The organism is Xanthomonas vasicola, assembly GCF_000772705.2.
GTDB classification, from domain to species: domain Bacteria; phylum Pseudomonadota; class Gammaproteobacteria; order Xanthomonadales; family Xanthomonadaceae; genus Xanthomonas; species Xanthomonas vasicola.
In genome coordinates this window covers 41,628-56,977 of record NZ_JSBW02000039.1, presented here as the reverse complement: position 1 = coordinate 56,977, position 15,350 = coordinate 41,628, and the positions used below count along the sequence as shown (strand labels likewise).

Here is a 15,350-nt window from a genome sequence, read left to right as displayed (position 1 = left end):
CTATGACGACCCTCGCCCGCCTGTTGCTTCTTCCCGCCCTGGCCTTGACCAGCCTGGTCGCTACCGCCGCCCCGGTGCGCTACGCGCTGGATACGGTGCACACCCGGGTGCTGTTCGCGGTGGAACATGCTGGCTTTTCAAAAGCATTGGGCACCGTTTCCGGAAGTAGCGGCACACTGGTCTTCGACCCGGACGACTGGGCCGCTGCCCGGCTGGATGTCACCGTGCCGCTGCACCGGGCAGACCTGGGCGATGCCAAGTGGAACGAGGCCACACTGGCACGCAACCTACTCGACGCCGAGCGCTTTCCCGACGCGCATTTCGTCTCCACGCACGTGGAGGCCAGCGGCGAAAACCATGCCAAGGTCACCGGAAATCTGACCCTGCATGGGGTCACCCGCCCGGTCACCCTGGACGTCACCCTCAACGCGCTCAAGCGCCATCCACTCCCGCCGTTCCGCCGTACCGCCGGTTTCTCCGCCACCGCCACGCTGAGCCGTTCCGAGTTCGGGATCGATGCGTGGAAATCGATGATCGGCGACAGCGTCGAACTGCGCATCGAAGCCGAAGCTGTGCGCGAAGGTCGGGCCGACGACGAGACGCCCGAGCCGCAAGCCGCGCCCACGACGCCGGACACTGCCGCCAGCAAGGAATCGGGAACATGAGCCTGAAGAATGTCGAACGCTGGGGTGGTGTCAGCCAGACTCTGCACTGGTTAATTGCATTATTGATCCTGGCCCTGGGCATCGTCGGCCTGACCATGGGCGAGCTGCCCAAGACGCCGAAATACTTCTGGGTCTACACCGCGCACAAATCAGTGGGCTTGACGGTTTTGGCCTTGGTGATCGTGCGGCTGGGCTGGCGCATGTATGCGGGCGCACCGCCGCCGGTCGCCGGCACGCCGCGCTGGCAGGAGCGCATCGCCGGGCTCACCCACTGGCTGCTGTACGCCATGATCTTCGCCATGCCGCTATCGGGCTGGTTGTACGACTCCACCAGCGGCCTGCGGCCGTTCCGCTGGTTCGGCCTGTTCAATGTGCCCAAGCTCAGCCCGCCGGACGAGCAGCTGCGCGCCAACGCGCACTTCATCCATGAGTGGGGCTTCTGGTTGCTGATTGCCGTGGTGCTGGCGCATGCCGGCGCTGCGTTCTACCACCACCTGTTCCAGCGTGATGCCACCCTGGCGCGGATGTTGCCGCGCGGCTGGCTCTCTCCCAAACCATAAGGATTTCCCATGTCGTCCAAGTTGTTTGTTTCTCCGATGCTGGTCGCGGCCTCGCTGGTTGCCACGTTCGCCGCGGCGCCGGCACTGGCCGCCGATTACGTGCAGGCGCCGGGCTCTAGCCTGGTATTCGCCAGCAAGTACGACGGCGAAGTGTTTACCGGCAAGTTCCCCGGCTTCGACACCACGCTGAGTTTCGATCCGGCCAATCTTGCCGGCGCCAAGCTCGACGTGCGCATTCCGCTGGCCAGCGCGGTCAGTGGCAACAACGACCGCGATTCCACCCTGCAGGGCCCGGATTTCTTCAACGTCGCCAAGTTCGCCACTGCGCGCTATCGCGCCGACAAGTTCCGTGCCCTGGGCGGTAATCAATACGCCGCAGACGGCACCCTGGAACTGCGCGGGGTTAGCAAGCCGGTCACGCTGACCTTTACCTGGACGCCTGGCGCGCAGCCGGTGTTGGCGGGCAAGGCCGTGGTCAAGCGGCTGGACTTCGGCGTAGGCGGCGGCGACTGGGCCGACACCAAGACCATTCCCAACGAAACCGCGATCAGCACCAAGGTCGTGTTGAAGGCGAAGTAACGCCACAGGCCGCAACCGGACGCAGCCACTGAGCGGCGGACTACCTCGTCGGGTCCGCCGCTTTTTTGTGCCCGCGGGTCGAGTGACAGCGAAGGACAGCTAGACTCTCGGCTCACTTCAGGGACGCCGCGGATGCGCACACATGGAACCTTGACCCGCTGGAGTACCGATCGCGGTTTCGGCCTCACCCCTGCCCAGCCCGGAGATGATCAGTTCGTGCATATCTCCCCATTCCAGCGCGGCTTCGAAGCGCCGCGCATCGGTGAGGCGCTCTCTTTTGAGACCAAGCCCGGTACAGACGGACGCACCCGTGCGGTGCGCATCGTGCGCGCAGGAACACCTGCATCCAGACATAACATCGCGACGCGAAGCAGTACGTCGCACGAAGAATTAGGCAGGGGCGGATCGGGCTGAGCAAGGTCTTGGTCGTGATGGCCGTCCTCGGTGGAGGCGCCTTTGCATTTCAACAGCGCGCCACACTGAGCGCAGTACTGACGCCTGCACCGGTAGCGGAGCGGCTCGCCTCGCCTGCCCGTCCAGCAGCTGCACCTGCCGCCGCCAGCCAGTTCAGTTGCGGCGGGCGCACCCACTGTTCACAGATGAGCTCCTGCGCCGATGCCCGATACGTGCTGCAGCATTGCCCAGGCACGCAAATGGATGGCGACCACGACGGCGTGCCTTGCGAGGTGACACTGGCATCTGAAGCTCTACTTCATTGCATCCGCGCTGCAGGCATCAGTGCAAACGCACCATTCGCAATGCCTGCGAGCCACGCTGGAGTGGTCACCTCACCGGCACCACTGATCCATCCAGCCAAACACGTAGGCCGACATGATTGAACGGCCACTCCAGCTCGCGCCCGCCGGCATCGCGCAGCACCGGCACACGCGCGCCATAAGCGGCCTCAAGCGCCGCATCGTCATCGATAAACACGCTGTCGAAATCGCCCGCGCCCGCCTGCGCCAGCACTTCCACGGCTTGGTCGCACAGGTGGCAATCGTCGCGTTGAAACAAGGTCAGGGGCATCCGCCGAGCTCTCATGCTGCGCTGCAGCCGTGCCGCAATCGCCGAACGACTAGAATAGCCGCCTTTACGCTCACCTCTTCGGCACGCATGGCTGTCAGCACGTTCGACCTGTTCAAGATCGGTATCGGTCCGAGTTCTTCCCACACCGTGGGGCCGATGCGCGCCGCCGAGCGTTTTGTGCATCGCTGGCTGCTCGATGCCGGGCGCCTGCAGGAAGTGGTACGTATCCGCGCCGAAGTGTTCGGCTCGCTCGCCCTGACCGGCCGCGGCCATGGCACCGACAAGGCGGTGCTGCTCGGGCTGGAGGGCCACCGCCCCAACCTGATCGACCCGGACATCATCCCGGCCACGCTGGAGCGCATCCGCACCAGCAAGCGCATCAGCTTGATGGGCCAGCACGAGATCGCCTTCGACGAAAAGCGCGACCTGCCGATGAACAAGCGGCAGAAGCTGCCGTACCACACCAACGGCATGCGCTTTAGCGCCTACGATGCCGATGAAGCGGTGATCGCCACACGTGATTACTACTCGGTGGGCGGTGGCTTCGTGGTCAACCAGGACGATGCTGCCGACGATCGCATCGTGGCCGACGAAACGCCGCTACCCTACCCGTTCCTCAGTGGCGACGAACTGCTGGCGCAGTGCGCGCGCAGCGGCCTGAGCATTGCCGCACTGATGTTCGAAAACGAAAAGAGCTGGCGCAGCGAAGACGAGATCCGTGCAGGCCTGCGCGAGTTATGGAATGCAATGCAGTCCTGCGTGGAGCGTGGCATCCGTCAGGAAGGCACCTTGCCCGGCGGCCTGAATGTCTCGCGGCGCGCGCCAGCGCTGTACCGCGAACTCTCTTCCAAGCCGGAAGCGGCCATGCGCGATCCGTTGACGACGCTGGATTGGGTCAACTTGTACGCACTCGCAGTCAATGAAGAAAACGCTGCCGGCGGCCGTGTCGTCACCGCGCCAACTAACGGCGCGGCCGGCATCATCCCGGCGGTGCTGCATTACTTTGACCGTTTCTGCTCCGGTGCATCGGAACAACGCATTTTCGATTTCCTGCTGACCGCTGCTGCCATCGGCATCCTGTACAAGGAAAACGCCTCGATTTCCGGCGCCGAAGTCGGCTGCCAGGGCGAAGTGGGCGTGGCCTGTTCAATGGCCGCCGGCGGCTTGGTCGCCGCGCTTGGCGGCAACCCGGGTCAGATCGAAAACGCTGCGGAGATCGGCATGGAACACAACCTGGGCCTGACCTGCGATCCGATCGGCGGCTTGGTGCAAATCCCATGCATCGAACGCAACGCGATGGGCGCAGTGAAAGCCATCAATGCCAGCCGCATGGCCATGCGCGGCGACGGCAAGCACAAGGTCTCGCTGGACAAGGTCATCAAAACCATGCGCGATACCGGCCGCGACATGCAGGACAAGTACAAGGAAACCAGCCGCGGTGGCTTGGCGGTAAACGTCATCGAATGCTGAGCGCGCATTGCCTGGCTTTCATTGATCGCACGCAGAGCGCGCATTACTGACAGCAGCGCGCTCTGCTACGAAAACGCGTTCATTGCAACGGCGCTGCCAACTGGACAACATTTCGCTCAAACGCATGTGTAGGCAACCCCCGCCTGGCGATGCGACGAACTGACCCAAGTTGTAGCGCGCTACAGCATGCCTGATCGAGTTGTACGTCGCCGCTACACACATGCATGTACCGTCGAAGGCTGGATTCCGATGGAGATCGCAATGCGACAGCTTGTCTGCACCCTCGCCCTCGCCCTCGCCCTCGCCCTCGCCCTCGCCATGGCCTGCGGCCCCTTGATGGCACAAGAACGCAGTTACGGCCCGCGCCTGGAAGGCTTCGGCTATCCCTATCCGGTCAAGACCTACGCCTTCACCTCGCAACAGCAGCCGCTGGAAATGGCCTATCTGGATGTCGCGCCCAGCGGCAAGCCCAACGGGCGCACCGCAGTGCTGCTGCACGGCAAGAACTTTTGCGCTGCGACCTGGGAAGACAGCATCGCAGCGCTCAGCAAGGCTGGCTATCGCGTTATCGCGCCGGACCAGGTGGGGTTCTGCAAATCCAGCAAGCCAGCGGCGTATCAGTTTTCGTTCGCCCAGCTAGCCGACAACACGCACGCGCTGCTCAATAAACTAGGTATCGAGCATGCGGTGGTGATCGGGCATTCGATGGGCGGCATGCTCGCGATCCGCTACGCGTTGATGTATCCGCAGGGCACCGAGCACCTCGCCTTGGTCGACCCGATCGGCCTGGAAGACTGGAAGGCCGAAGGCATTCCGTGGCGCAGCGTCGACGCCTGGTACGACAACGAGCTGAAGATCAGCTTCGAGCGGATCAAGAAATATCAGATGGAGGTCTATTACGCCGGCCAGTGGAAGCCGGAGTTCGAACGCTGGGCGCGCATGCAGGCCGGCATGTCGCTGGGGCCCGGCAAGCAGGCGGTGGCTTGGAATCAGGCACTGACCTACGACATGGTGTTCAACCAGCCGGTGGTGTACGAGCTGCCCAAGCTCACGGTACCCACTACGCTGTTCATCGGCCTCAAGGACCGCACCGCGATCGGCAAGGACACCGCACCGCCGGAGGTCAAGGCGCGCGTTGGTGACTACCCCACGCTGGGCAAGCGCGCGGCTGCGGCCATTCCAAACGCGACGCTGGTCGAATTCGCCGACCTCGGGCATTCGCCGCAGGTGCAGGACCCCAAGCGGTTCAATGCGGCCTTGTTGAAGGCGATTGCGCAATAACGGCGTTTCATGGAGTTGAACGTGCCACGCAGTTGCAGTGTCACCGCTGGTGCATGGCCGCAACCGCAATATAGGAGGGTTGCGGCTCGACACTGCGGTGCTTGCCCGCAGTCACGTCCGCGCCAAGCAACAAAGTACAGATCAAACAAGCATGTGTTCTGCGGTTATCAAAACAGCGGCTCAACTTCTAGATCGCCGAGTGCAGGCTTTCCAGTACAACCCGATGGCCGCCCGTTTTACGACTAAAGCACTTTGCCCAGTGCTATCGCGCGACAAGAAGATCGGCAATAAATCGTCTGTCCCGCCGACGGGAGCAGCTGCCTGCAAAGCTCAGCCGCTCATCGCTCAACCCATCACCCAGCCACGATACGCAACACATCATCCAGCAGCGCCGCCGCAGTCACTTCGGCACCGGCGCCTGGCCCCTGGATCAACAGCGGCTGCGCGCGATACCGGTCGCTGCTGATCGCGACCCGATTGTCGGTACCGGCACCGCCGGCCAAGGGATGATCCAGCGCCAACTCGCGCAAGCCCACGCTCGCCCCATGTGCATCCACACGTCCAACGAAGCGCAGGCAACGTCCTGCCGCACGCGCCTGTTGCAAACGTGCGCCCACCACTGCATCCAGCGCGCCCAACTGCGCATCCAGCTCGGTAAGCGGCAGCTTGGAGATGGCGGCCGGCACCAGCGATTCCACATGCACCTGCTCGGCTTCCAGCTGCCAACCCGCGGCGCGCGCCAGGATCAGCAACTTCCGCCGCACATCCTCGCCCGACAAATCGATGCGCGGATCCGGCTCGGTATAACCGGCCGCCATCGCCTCGCGCACGCAATCGGAAAACGCACCACTGCCGCCGTAGCAATGAAACAGCCATGCCAATGAGCCAGACAACACGCCTTCGATCGAATGGATGTTATCGCCGCCCGCGACCAATGCACGCACGCTGCTCAACACCGGCAACCCGGCGCCCACGGTGGCGCTGTCGCCGTAATGCGCGCCACTGGCATGACGCGCAGCATGCAGCGCCTGCGCACGCGACAACGCGGTGCCCTGGCCCAGTTTATTGGCGGTGACCACATGCACACCGCGCAGCAACCATTTGACATGCCAATCGGCGACAACATCGCTGGCAGTGGCGTCTACCAACACATCGCCGGCACGCAGCGCGGTAGTTTCTGCCCACGGCTGCAAGACCGCCTGCCCACGCGGTGCGGCATTGGCCTGTTGCAACGCCTGCTCGGCACTCACACCGCAATCCTGCGCAATACGCGAATTGGCCAGCCAATCGAAGCGCGGCAAACGCAGTTGGCGCTGCTGCAACGCGGTGTAGCGCGTCACGAAGGCGCGCCCCACGGTGCCGGTGCCCAGCAACGCCAGCCGCGGAGTGGGCGTTACCGCAGCGACCAGAGCGCGGCGCGAAACAGGCAGCACCGTGCTCACGCGTCGACCTGTTTACGGTTGGTGGGGGTCAAGGTGGCTTCTGCGCGGGCCAGACCGGCGCGCAGATCGATCAGCAGATCTTCGGCCGATTCGATCCCGATCGACAGCCTCAGCAAGCCATCGGAAATGCCGGCTGCTGCACGCGCTTCGGCGGTCATCGCCGCATGCGTCATCGAGGCCGGATGCGCGATCAGGCTTTCCACCCCGCCCAGCGATTCGGCCAGGGTGAAGTAGCGCAGGCCATCGACGAACGCGCGCACTGCCGCTTCGCCGCCTTCCAACTCGAAGCTCATCATCGCGCCGAAACCCTTCTGCTGACGCGCAGCCAGCGCATGACCAGGATGCGACGCCAACCCCGGGAAATACACTTGATTCACTACCGTATGCCCATCCAGCAATTCGGCGATCGCATCGGCATTTTCCTGATGCACGCGCAGACGTGCGTCCAGCGTGCGCAACCCGCGCAGGGTGAGGAAGGCATCGAACGGCGAGCCGGTCAGGCCCAACGCATTGGCCCACCACACCAGTTGCTGATGCAGCTCCGCGTCGCGCGCCACCACCGCACCGCCCACCACATCGCTATGGCCGTTGATGTACTTGGTGGTGGAATGCAGCACCACATCGGCACCGAACTCCAGCGGCTTCTGCAGTGCCGGCGACAAAAAGGTATTGTCAACCACCGTCAACGCGCCGACCTTCTTTGCAGCTTCGATGACAAAGCGCAGATCGGTGATGCGCAGCAGCGGATTGGACGGGGTTTCGATCAGCACCAACCTGGGCGACTGCGCCAACGCATCGGCCAGCGAACGCGGGTCGGTCAAGTCGGCGGTGATCAGCGCAAAGTGACCTTTCTTGGCCAGCGCATTGAACAGGCGCCAGCTGCCGCCGTACGCATCGTGCGGCACCACCAGCGTATCGCCGGGCTGCAGCAGCGCATTGAGCACCAGATTGATCGCGCCCATGCCGGTGGAGGTGATCACTCCGCCCGCGCCGCCTTCCAGTTCGGCCAACGCTTCGCCGAGCAGGTCGCGGGTCGGGTTACCGCTGCGGGTGTAGTCGTACTGGCGCTTGTTGCCGAAACCATCGAACGAAAAATTCGACGACAGCACGATCGGCGGGGTCACCGCGCCGTAGGCGGTATCGCGGTCGATACCGGCACGCACGGCGGCAGTGGCAGCAGTACAGGGGGCGTCGGTGGGGTCACGAAAGCTCATGCGGTTTCTCCGGTGCTGCGAAGGGCGGTAGTGAGAATTGCGTCGATGCGGTCGATTTCTTTGAGAAAGGCGTCGTGGCCATATGGCGAGCGCAATACGCGCAAGCTGCCGCGCCGGCCCAGACCTTCGACCAGGCTGACCATGTCGGCCAGCGGCACCAGGCGGTCGCCCTCCACCGCCACCACGACGGTGGGCACGCGCACCTGCGCGGGGTCGATGCGATGCAGGTCGATGGATTCGGACAGACGCAGATATGCGTTGACTGGCGTACGCGCCACGTATTGCGCACCGGCGGCGTCCAGATAGTCCTCGGCGGCCACGCGCACGCGGCCATTGATCACTTCCGGCGGCGCATCGAAGCGCTCGCTGAATTCTTCCGGCGTGCGGTAGCTGAGCATGGCGAACTGTCGTGCCAACGCTAGGCCATGATGTTCCGCGCATTGCAGCTGACCCAGCGCCACCGCGCGGCGCTGCAATGCACGCCAGGCTGCGGCATAGGGGTGGGCGCGATGCGCACCGCTCACTGCAACCAGAGTGCCGACGCGGGCCGCATGGCGGATGGCGAACTGCAATCCAACCAGCGCGCCGTAGGAATAGCCGACAAAACCGAGCAATCGTCCGATGCCTAGCGCGTCCAGCAACGCAGCGATCGCATCGGCCTGATCGGCGGTATCAATCGGCGCGTCCAGGCTGCCATCGGCGCCGAGAAAATCGAAGGCCAGCAGACGCCGCGCGGCAGGATCCAGCGCGCGGCCGCTACCGACCAGCCCATCCACCCAACCCTTCTCGGGAAACAGCGCACTGGCGGCCAGATGACGGTGCGCAGAAATGCCGCCAGCCACGAACACCACCGGCGCATTAGTCGCGCCGATCAATTCATAGCGCAGCCGCAACTCGCGCATGCCGGCGTGGCGCATCGGCAAAGCGATGACGAGTTCGCCGCGCACGGCAGTGATGGCTTGGTCGCTGGTGGCGGGGATGTCGAAATCGTTGGTAGACGGCGATGCTGTATTCACGAGGCTCATGGCGGTATCCAGGGTGGATCGGCCATCGAGCTTCGCGGAGCTCGCGTTCGACGTGCACAAGGCACGATTCGAACCATCTTTCGGCGGACGCGGGGTCCCCGCAGGATTTGGCACCAAACGCGGACGCTTGCGCGCTCGCTGGCTGCCCCGGCATCAAAGGGCCTGTCCCTCCGCCGGTCTCGATGGTGAGGTCAAGATGCCAGCGGATTGTTGCAATGTCAATCTCTTCATGCGGATGGAAAGATATATTTTCATTCGATACCACTCCGACCGGTGATGGGCCGCATACTTGCGCCCCTTTTGTTTGAGTCGATGGCGTGCCTCACCTCGTGCCTCGCACTGCCCTGTCGGCCTTGAACGTGACGTTCGTTTTGCTACTGGCCTGCGCGCGCCCGGTAGACGCACAGCAGCGTTGGCGTTGGCACTGGCCCGGCGTTGCCGCAACGCAGTCACTGCCCTCACAATCCGCGCCGGCCACCATCGGTACAGGCGCTGCGCTGCAACTGGAATGGCAGGCCCCGGTCTACCTGGCCTGGGTCACCAATCCAGTGGCCGGGCCGGCGCAACTGCGCCTTAGCGCACCGCCCAGCGAGGATTACCGCGCCATGCCGCAATTGCCGCTGACGTTCGAATTGGCCGCGCATGAGCGCCGCTTAGTGACCCGGCTGTATCCAGCCAGCAACCAGCGCACCCTGGGCGGGCTTGGGCTCATGCTCGACGTGGTGCCGGGCGATCCGCGGGCTACCCCGCAGCCCGTGCTCTATCAGCTGCCATTCCGCGGCGTGCCGGTGCAGGTTGCGCAGGGCTTTGGCGGACACTTCAGCCATGCCGATCCGCCCAACTGGTACGCGGTCGACTTCGCAATGCCGCCGGGCACGCCGGTCCTGGCAGCGCGCGGCGGCGTGGTCATGCAGGTGCAGCGCGATGTCGTCGACAACAGCCCGAACGACCCCGCAGCCGGCGGCGGCAACCTGGTGCGCGTGCTGCACGCCGATGGCAGCATGGCCATTTATGCCCACCTGGCGCCCGACGGCGTGGCCGTGCGCCCGGGCCAGGCGCTATGCATCGGCGAGCGGCTCGGCGCATCCGGCAATACCGGCTTCAGCACCGCGCCGCACCTGCATTTCGCAATCCAGCGCAATGCCGACATGCGTTTGGTCTCGCTCCCGTTCCGCATGCTCGGCCCGCAGGGCGAACTGCAGTTTCCCTCGCCAGCCCCGTGAGGCTTGGCCCCGGCCACGGCGCCAGCCGATATCGAGGGCGCCAACTCTGCCCAAAAGGCGTAGTGCAGCGAAGCCGCTATAATCATCGGCTTCCTCAGTTTCCGCAGGCGTCCGACCGGGCGCGCACCGCCCATGTCCGATGTCTCCAACGAAGCCGCGCGCCGCCGCACCTTCGCCATCATTTCCCACCCCGATGCCGGCAAGACCACGCTGACTGAAAAGCTGTTGCTGTTCGGCGGCGCGATCCAGATGGCCGGCTCGGTGAAGGGCCGCAAGGCCGCACGCCATGCCACCTCGGACTGGATGGCGTTGGAAAAAGAGCGCGGCATCTCGGTGACCTCCTCGGTGATGCAGTTCCCGTACGAGGGCAAGATCGTCAACCTGCTCGACACCCCAGGCCACGCCGATTTCGGCGAGGACACCTACCGCGTGCTCACCGCGGTGGACTCGGCACTGATGGTCATCGACGTAGCCAAGGGCGTGGAAGAACGCACCATCAAGTTGATGGAAGTCTGCCGGCTGCGCGACACCCCCATCATGACCTTCATCAACAAGCTCGACCGCGAGGGCAAGAACCCGATCGATCTGCTGGACGAAGTGGAAACCGTGCTCGGCATCCAGTGCGCACCGGTCACCTGGCCGATCGGCATGGGCCAGCGCCTCAAGGGCGTGGTGCACCTGATCACCGGCGAAGTGCATCTGTACGAACAGGGGCGCAATTTCACTCGCCAGGATTCGACCATCTTTCCGTCGCTAGATGCGCCCGGCTTGGTCGAAAAGATCGGCGAGCAGATGCTGGCCGAACTGCGCGACGAACTGGAACTGGTGCAGGGCGCCAGCAATCCGTTCGATCTGGATGCGTATCGCGCCGGCCAGCAGACCCCGGTGTTCTTCGGTTCGGGCGTCAACAATTTCGGCGTGCAGCCGCTGCTGGATTTCTTCATCGAACACGCACCGCCGCCGCAAACGCGCGAGACCACTGGCCGTCGCGTGGAGCCCACCGAAGCCAAACTGAGCGGCTTCGTGTTCAAGATTCAGGCCAACATGGACCCGCAGCATCGCGACCGCGTGGCGTTCATGCGCGTGTGCTCCGGCAAGTTCACCGCCGGCATGAAAACGCTGCACGTGCGCAGCGGCAAGGACGTCAAGCTCGCCAATGCGCTGACCTTCATGGCCTCCGATCGCGAGATCGCCGCCGAGGCGTGGCCGGGCGATGTCATCGGCATCCACAACCACGGCACCATCTCCATCGGCGACACCTTCACCGAAGGCGAACCGCTGTCGTTCACCGGCATTCCCAACTTCGCACCGGAGCTGTTCCGCCGCGCGCGTCTGCGCGACCCACTCAAGCTCAAACAATTGCAGAAGGGCCTGGCGCAGCTGTCCGAAGAAGGCGCCACCCAGTTCTTCCGCCCGCTGATGAGCAACGATCTGATCTTGGGCGCGGTTGGCGTACTGCAGTTCGACGTGGTGGCGTACCGGCTCAAGGACGAATACGGCGTGGATGCGATCTTCGAGCCGGTGAGCGTCACCACCGCACGCTGGGTGCACTGCGACAACGCCAAGAAACTGGAAGAATTCCGCGAGAAAAATGCCGGCAACCTGGGCATCGATGCGGCTGGCCAACTGGTCTATCTGGCACCGACCCGGGTCAACTTGCAGCTGGCCCAGGAACGCGCGCCGGAGGTGCGTTTCTCGGCCACTCGCGAACATGCGCATGCCAAGGCAATCGATTGACCTGCGCGTAACCGTCGGCAAGCGTGCGCCACCGCCGGCGATGCGAATTGCTCGCAATTACGGTACCTTTTTGGCATGAACGCAGACGCCTCCCACTCGACCGACCTGCGCGACGAAATTGCCAGCGCCGTGACCCACGGCCTGGGTGCCATTGCCGCATTGGCCGGTGGTTCGGTGCTGATTACGCTGGCCGCCATCTATGGCGATGGCTGGAAATTGGCCACCGCCATCGTGTTCAGTGCCACGCTGGTGTTGCTCTACGTCGCCTCCACGCTGTTTCATGCCATTCCGCATCCGGGCGCCAAGGCGCGCCTGCAGGTGCTGGATCATTGCGCGATCTATCTGTTGATCGCCGGCACCTACACCCCGTTTACGTTGATCAATCTACGCGGCCCATGGGGCTGGGGATTGTTCGCTGCCATCTGGACGATCGCCGCCGCCGGGGTGATCTTCAAACTGTTTTTCACCGGCCGCTTCCGATTGCTATCGACGGTGCTGTATCTGGCCATGGGCTGGATGATCATCGTGGCGGTCGAGCCGTTGCTGCGCTCGGTCGACAGCTGGTCGCTGTGTTGGCTGCTGGCCGGTGGGCTCTTCTACACGCTGGGCACGTATTTCTATCAACGCGACAACCAGCGTTACTTCCATGCGATCTGGCACTTGTTCGTGCTTGCCGGTAGCGCTTGCCACTTCGTTGCGGTGATTGCGCAGGTGATGTGATCGGTGACCTTCGGCGCGTTCGCGCGCCGTGCACGAGCCATCGCCAACCATTGCGCACGTGAAAAACGCGCCCGCCTCCGCTGCTGCTTCGCCCTCGCACGCATCGCGCCGTCGACGCTGGTGGATCGGGATCGGCATTGTTGCCGTGCTGGTGGCGATCTTCATGTTGCTGTTCGACTGGAACTGGTTGCGCGGGCCGGTCGAACGTGCGGTCAGTGCGAAGACCGGGCGCGAATTTCATCTCGGTCATCTGGATGTCGATCTGGGCCGCACCATCACGGTACGCGGCGAGCGATTGAGCCTGGGCAATGCATCGTGGTCCAAGCGCGGTGCGATGGCCGAGTTGAACGCGGCCGAGATCGATGTCGAACTCTGGCCGCTGCTGCGCGGCAAGCTGCAGTTGCCGGAAATCCGGCTGGAACACCCCACGCTGTTGCTGGAAGCCGGCAACGACAGTCACCCGGGCAACTGGGTCTTCGACCAGTCCGATAGCGACGGCAGCATGCCGCGCCTGGGTCGCCTATTGGTGAACAACGGGCGTCTGCAATATATCGACGACGCCAGCCGCTCGGATGTGGATGTCGTCATTAACAGCCTGGCACCTCCCAGCAGCGACCAACGCGCCGCCCCGATCGGCATCGACGGCAAAGGCCGCTGGAAGGGCTACCCGTTCTCGCTCAAGGGCAATACTGCGTCACCGTTGGAATTGAGCCAAAGCGAACACCCTTTCCGCATTGATCTTCGCGGCAGCGCCGGCGCTACGCGGACGCATGTGCGCGGCACGTTGACCAATCCGTTCCAGTTCCGTGTATTCGACCTGCAGATGGCGCTCAGCGGCCAGGATATGGAAGAACTGTATCCGCTGATCGGCGTCGCGATGCCATCCACGCCACCCTACAAGCTGGACGGCCGCTTGCGCCGCGATGGCGATGTCTGGCGCTACGAGAAGTTCACCGGCACTGCCGGCGATAGCGATCTTTCTGGCACTGCAGAAATCGACCTACGTAACAAGCGCCCCATCCTGCGTGCGGACCTGGCCTCCAAACGGCTGGATTTCGACGATCTGGCCGGCTTCGTCGGTGCGCCGCCCAAGACCGGAGCCAATGAATCGGCGAATGCCGAGCAGAAAAAGCAGGCCGCGCAACTTGCCGCCAGCGCGCGCGTTCTGCCGACCACGCCGTACGACTTGTCCAAATTGCGTGCAATGGACGCGCAGGTGCGTTGGCGCGCGCAGCGCATCAACGCGCCGTCATGGCCATTGGACGACATGGACGCCGCGCTGACGTTGAAGGATGGCGTGCTGCAGCTGGATCCCTTGAACTTCGGCGTCGCTGGCGGCGATATCCGCTCCACCATCCACATGGATGCGCGCAACGCCGTGATCACCACCCAGCTGAAAGCCGGCATCCGCGGCATTCGTCTGGATCAGCTATTTCCTGACGCCACGCTCGCCAAACAGGCCTCTGGCGCGATCGGCGGTGAGTTGGATCTGCGCGGCCGCGGCAACTCGATTGCAGCCATGCTTGGCAGCGCCGATGGCAGCATCGGGGTCGGCATGGGCCGCGGACATGTCGGCAATCTGATCATGGAACTGGCCGGCCTGGACATCGCGGAATCGTTGAAATACCTGATCACCAAAGACCGGCAGATCCCGGTGCGCTGCATCTTCGGCGACTTCGGCGTGCAAGACGGGCTGATGCAATCGCGTGCGCTGGCCTTCGACAGCACCGACACCATCATCGTCGGCGAAGGCAATATCAGCCTCAAGAATGAAACCCTCGATCTGCTGCTACGCCCGCGCCCGAAAGACCGCAGCATCCTGAGCCTGCGCTCGCCGCTGCGGATCGGCGGCACCTTCAAAGACCCCAGCTTCCGCCCCGACTTCAAGGCACTGGGCATGCGCGGCGCGATTGCGGTTGCACTGGGCAGCATCGCCCCACCGGCTGCCCTGCTTGCGACCTTTGAACCAGGCCCCGGCAAGGACAGCGATTGCGGCGGCAAGTACGCGCAGTAACGCGCTGCAGCATCGACTGGCGATATAACGCTGCAGTTGGTCGATATCCTGCGGCTGCGCTTCGATCACTGCCTTGACCAGGTCGCCGATCGAAATCAGACCTTGCACGCGGCTGTTTTCGACCACCGGCAGATGCCGGAAGCGTCCGTCGCTCATCAGTTGCATGCAGCGCTCCACCGTGTCCGACGGCGACACCGTCACCACCTCGGCGCTCATGATCCCGGCGACGCTGGTGGTCGAAGATGCGCGATCACGCAGCACCACTTTGCGCGCGTAGTCGCGTTCAGAAACGATGCCGATCAGGCGCGGCCCATCCATCACCAACACCGCGCCGATGGCCTTTTCGGCCATCAGGCGGATCGCCTCGATCACCGCGGCATCGGCCGCAACCGCG

Annotated in this window: 14 protein-coding genes and 1 riboswitch; of the genes, 10 read left to right on the top strand and 4 right to left on the bottom strand. The window is 63.9% G+C overall.

What is annotated here, in order from left to right; translation table 11 throughout:
• The first annotated feature begins 2 nt into the window (after positions 1 to 2).
• The 4 genes from NX05_RS09685 to NX05_RS25240 all read left to right on the top strand — a co-directional run bounded on the left by NX05_RS09685 (position 3) and on the right by NX05_RS25240 (position 2,643).
• Positions 3 to 665 (top strand): YceI family protein, encoded by a 663-nt coding sequence (locus NX05_RS09685; protein ID WP_010368757.1) that lies wholly within the window; start codon positions 3 to 5, stop codon positions 663 to 665.
• The gene (locus NX05_RS09680) at positions 662 to 1,225 is read left to right on the top strand and encodes a cytochrome b (RefSeq protein WP_010375926.1); all 564 of its coding nucleotides are present in this window, start codon (positions 662 to 664) and stop codon (positions 1,223 to 1,225) included. The genes NX05_RS09685 and NX05_RS09680 overlap by 4 nt, the downstream gene beginning before the upstream one ends.
• A 9-nt stretch (positions 1,226 to 1,234) precedes the next feature.
• Positions 1,235 to 1,804: a YceI family protein gene (locus NX05_RS09675; protein WP_039433222.1), complete on the top strand. Its 570-nt coding sequence runs from the start codon at positions 1,235 to 1,237 to the stop codon at positions 1,802 to 1,804.
• 431 nt (positions 1,805 to 2,235) lie between these two features.
• Complete coding sequence (locus tag NX05_RS25240; RefSeq protein ID WP_315897516.1) at positions 2,236 to 2,643, top strand: excalibur calcium-binding domain-containing protein; 408 nt, start codon at positions 2,236 to 2,238, stop codon at positions 2,641 to 2,643.
• On the opposite strand, the gene NX05_RS09670 is transcribed toward NX05_RS25240, so the two are convergent.
• The gene (locus NX05_RS09670) at positions 2,588 to 2,830 is read right to left on the bottom strand and encodes a glutaredoxin family protein (protein WP_010368748.1); all 243 of its coding nucleotides are present in this window, start codon (positions 2,828 to 2,830) and stop codon (positions 2,588 to 2,590) included. The two genes, NX05_RS25240 and NX05_RS09670, sit on opposite strands and share 56 nt — an antisense overlap.
• Before the next feature lie 87 nt (positions 2,831 to 2,917).
• Here NX05_RS09670 and NX05_RS09665 point away from each other — a divergent pair, with 87 nt between their 5' ends.
• Positions 2,918 to 4,300 (top strand): L-serine ammonia-lyase, encoded by a 1,383-nt coding sequence (locus tag NX05_RS09665; RefSeq protein ID WP_010368746.1) that lies wholly within the window; start codon positions 2,918 to 2,920, stop codon positions 4,298 to 4,300.
• Positions 4,301 to 4,549: 249 nt separating this feature from the next.
• Complete coding sequence (locus NX05_RS09660; RefSeq protein WP_039433221.1) at positions 4,550 to 5,581, top strand: alpha/beta fold hydrolase; 1,032 nt, start codon at positions 4,550 to 4,552, stop codon at positions 5,579 to 5,581.
• Between the two features lie 353 nt (positions 5,582 to 5,934).
• Here NX05_RS09660 and NX05_RS09655 read toward each other — a convergent pair whose 3' ends face one another.
• From NX05_RS09655 to metX, 3 genes are read right to left on the bottom strand one after another with little or no spacing between them, the layout of a single operon-like run.
• Complete coding sequence (locus NX05_RS09655; protein WP_039433220.1) at positions 5,935 to 7,023, bottom strand: homoserine dehydrogenase family protein; 1,089 nt, start codon at positions 7,021 to 7,023, stop codon at positions 5,935 to 5,937.
• A complete protein-coding gene (locus NX05_RS09650) occupies positions 7,020 to 8,237 on the bottom strand; it encodes an O-succinylhomoserine (thiol)-lyase (RefSeq protein ID WP_039433219.1) in 1,218 nt (405 codons plus the stop codon). The genes NX05_RS09655 and NX05_RS09650 overlap by 4 nt, the downstream gene beginning before the upstream one ends.
• Positions 8,234 to 9,262 (bottom strand): homoserine O-succinyltransferase MetX, encoded by a 1,029-nt coding sequence (metX, locus tag NX05_RS09645; protein ID WP_039433218.1) that lies wholly within the window; start codon positions 9,260 to 9,262, stop codon positions 8,234 to 8,236. Before metX ends, NX05_RS09650 begins: the two co-directional genes overlap by 4 nt.
• A gap of 70 nt (positions 9,263 to 9,332) precedes the next feature.
• A riboswitch (SAM riboswitch) is annotated at positions 9,333 to 9,451 on the bottom strand.
• 128 nt (positions 9,452 to 9,579) lie between these two features.
• Between metX and NX05_RS09640 the strand changes: the two genes are divergently transcribed.
• The 4 genes from NX05_RS09640 to NX05_RS09625 all read left to right on the top strand — a co-directional run bounded on the left by NX05_RS09640 (position 9,580) and on the right by NX05_RS09625 (position 14,956).
• A complete protein-coding gene (locus NX05_RS09640) occupies positions 9,580 to 10,485 on the top strand; it encodes a M23 family metallopeptidase (protein ID WP_052239568.1) in 906 nt (301 codons plus the stop codon).
• A 132-nt stretch (positions 10,486 to 10,617) separates the two neighbouring features.
• The gene (locus NX05_RS09635; protein WP_039433208.1) at positions 10,618 to 12,222 is read left to right on the top strand and encodes a peptide chain release factor 3; all 1,605 of its coding nucleotides are present in this window, start codon (positions 10,618 to 10,620) and stop codon (positions 12,220 to 12,222) included.
• Positions 12,223 to 12,297: 75 nt separating this feature from the next.
• Positions 12,298 to 12,942 carry a PAQR family membrane homeostasis protein TrhA gene (trhA, locus tag NX05_RS09630; protein WP_010368729.1) on the top strand — a complete coding sequence of 215 codons (645 nt, stop codon included), beginning with the start codon at positions 12,298 to 12,300 and terminating at the stop codon, positions 12,940 to 12,942.
• Positions 12,943 to 13,000: 58 nt separating this feature from the next.
• Positions 13,001 to 14,956: an AsmA family protein gene (locus NX05_RS09625; RefSeq protein ID WP_039433332.1), complete on the top strand. Its 1,956-nt coding sequence runs from the start codon at positions 13,001 to 13,003 to the stop codon at positions 14,954 to 14,956.
• The last annotated feature ends 394 nt before the right edge of the window (positions 14,957 to 15,350 follow it).

Coding starts and splice junctions, on each gene's coding strand:
- NX05_RS09685 (WP_010368757.1), top strand. CDS start 3: ATGACGACCCTCGCCCGCCTGTTGCTTCTTCCCGCCCTGGCCTTGACC.
- NX05_RS09680 (WP_010375926.1), top strand. CDS start 662: ATGAGCCTGAAGAATGTCGAACGCTGGGGTGGTGTCAGCCAGACTCTG.
- NX05_RS09675 (WP_039433222.1), top strand. CDS start 1,235: ATGTCGTCCAAGTTGTTTGTTTCTCCGATGCTGGTCGCGGCCTCGCTG.
- NX05_RS25240 (WP_315897516.1), top strand. CDS start 2,236: ATGGCCGTCCTCGGTGGAGGCGCCTTTGCATTTCAACAGCGCGCCACA.
- NX05_RS09670 (WP_010368748.1), bottom strand. CDS start 2,830: ATGCCCCTGACCTTGTTTCAACGCGACGATTGCCACCTGTGCGACCAA.
- NX05_RS09665 (WP_010368746.1), top strand. CDS start 2,918: ATGGCTGTCAGCACGTTCGACCTGTTCAAGATCGGTATCGGTCCGAGT.
- NX05_RS09660 (WP_039433221.1), top strand. CDS start 4,550: ATGGAGATCGCAATGCGACAGCTTGTCTGCACCCTCGCCCTCGCCCTC.
- NX05_RS09650 (WP_039433219.1), bottom strand. CDS start 8,237: ATGAGCTTTCGTGACCCCACCGACGCCCCCTGTACTGCTGCCACTGCC.
- metX (WP_039433218.1), bottom strand. CDS start 9,262: ATGAGCCTCGTGAATACAGCATCGCCGTCTACCAACGATTTCGACATC.
- NX05_RS09635 (WP_039433208.1), top strand. CDS start 10,618: ATGTCCGATGTCTCCAACGAAGCCGCGCGCCGCCGCACCTTCGCCATC.
- trhA (WP_010368729.1), top strand. CDS start 12,298: ATGAACGCAGACGCCTCCCACTCGACCGACCTGCGCGACGAAATTGCC.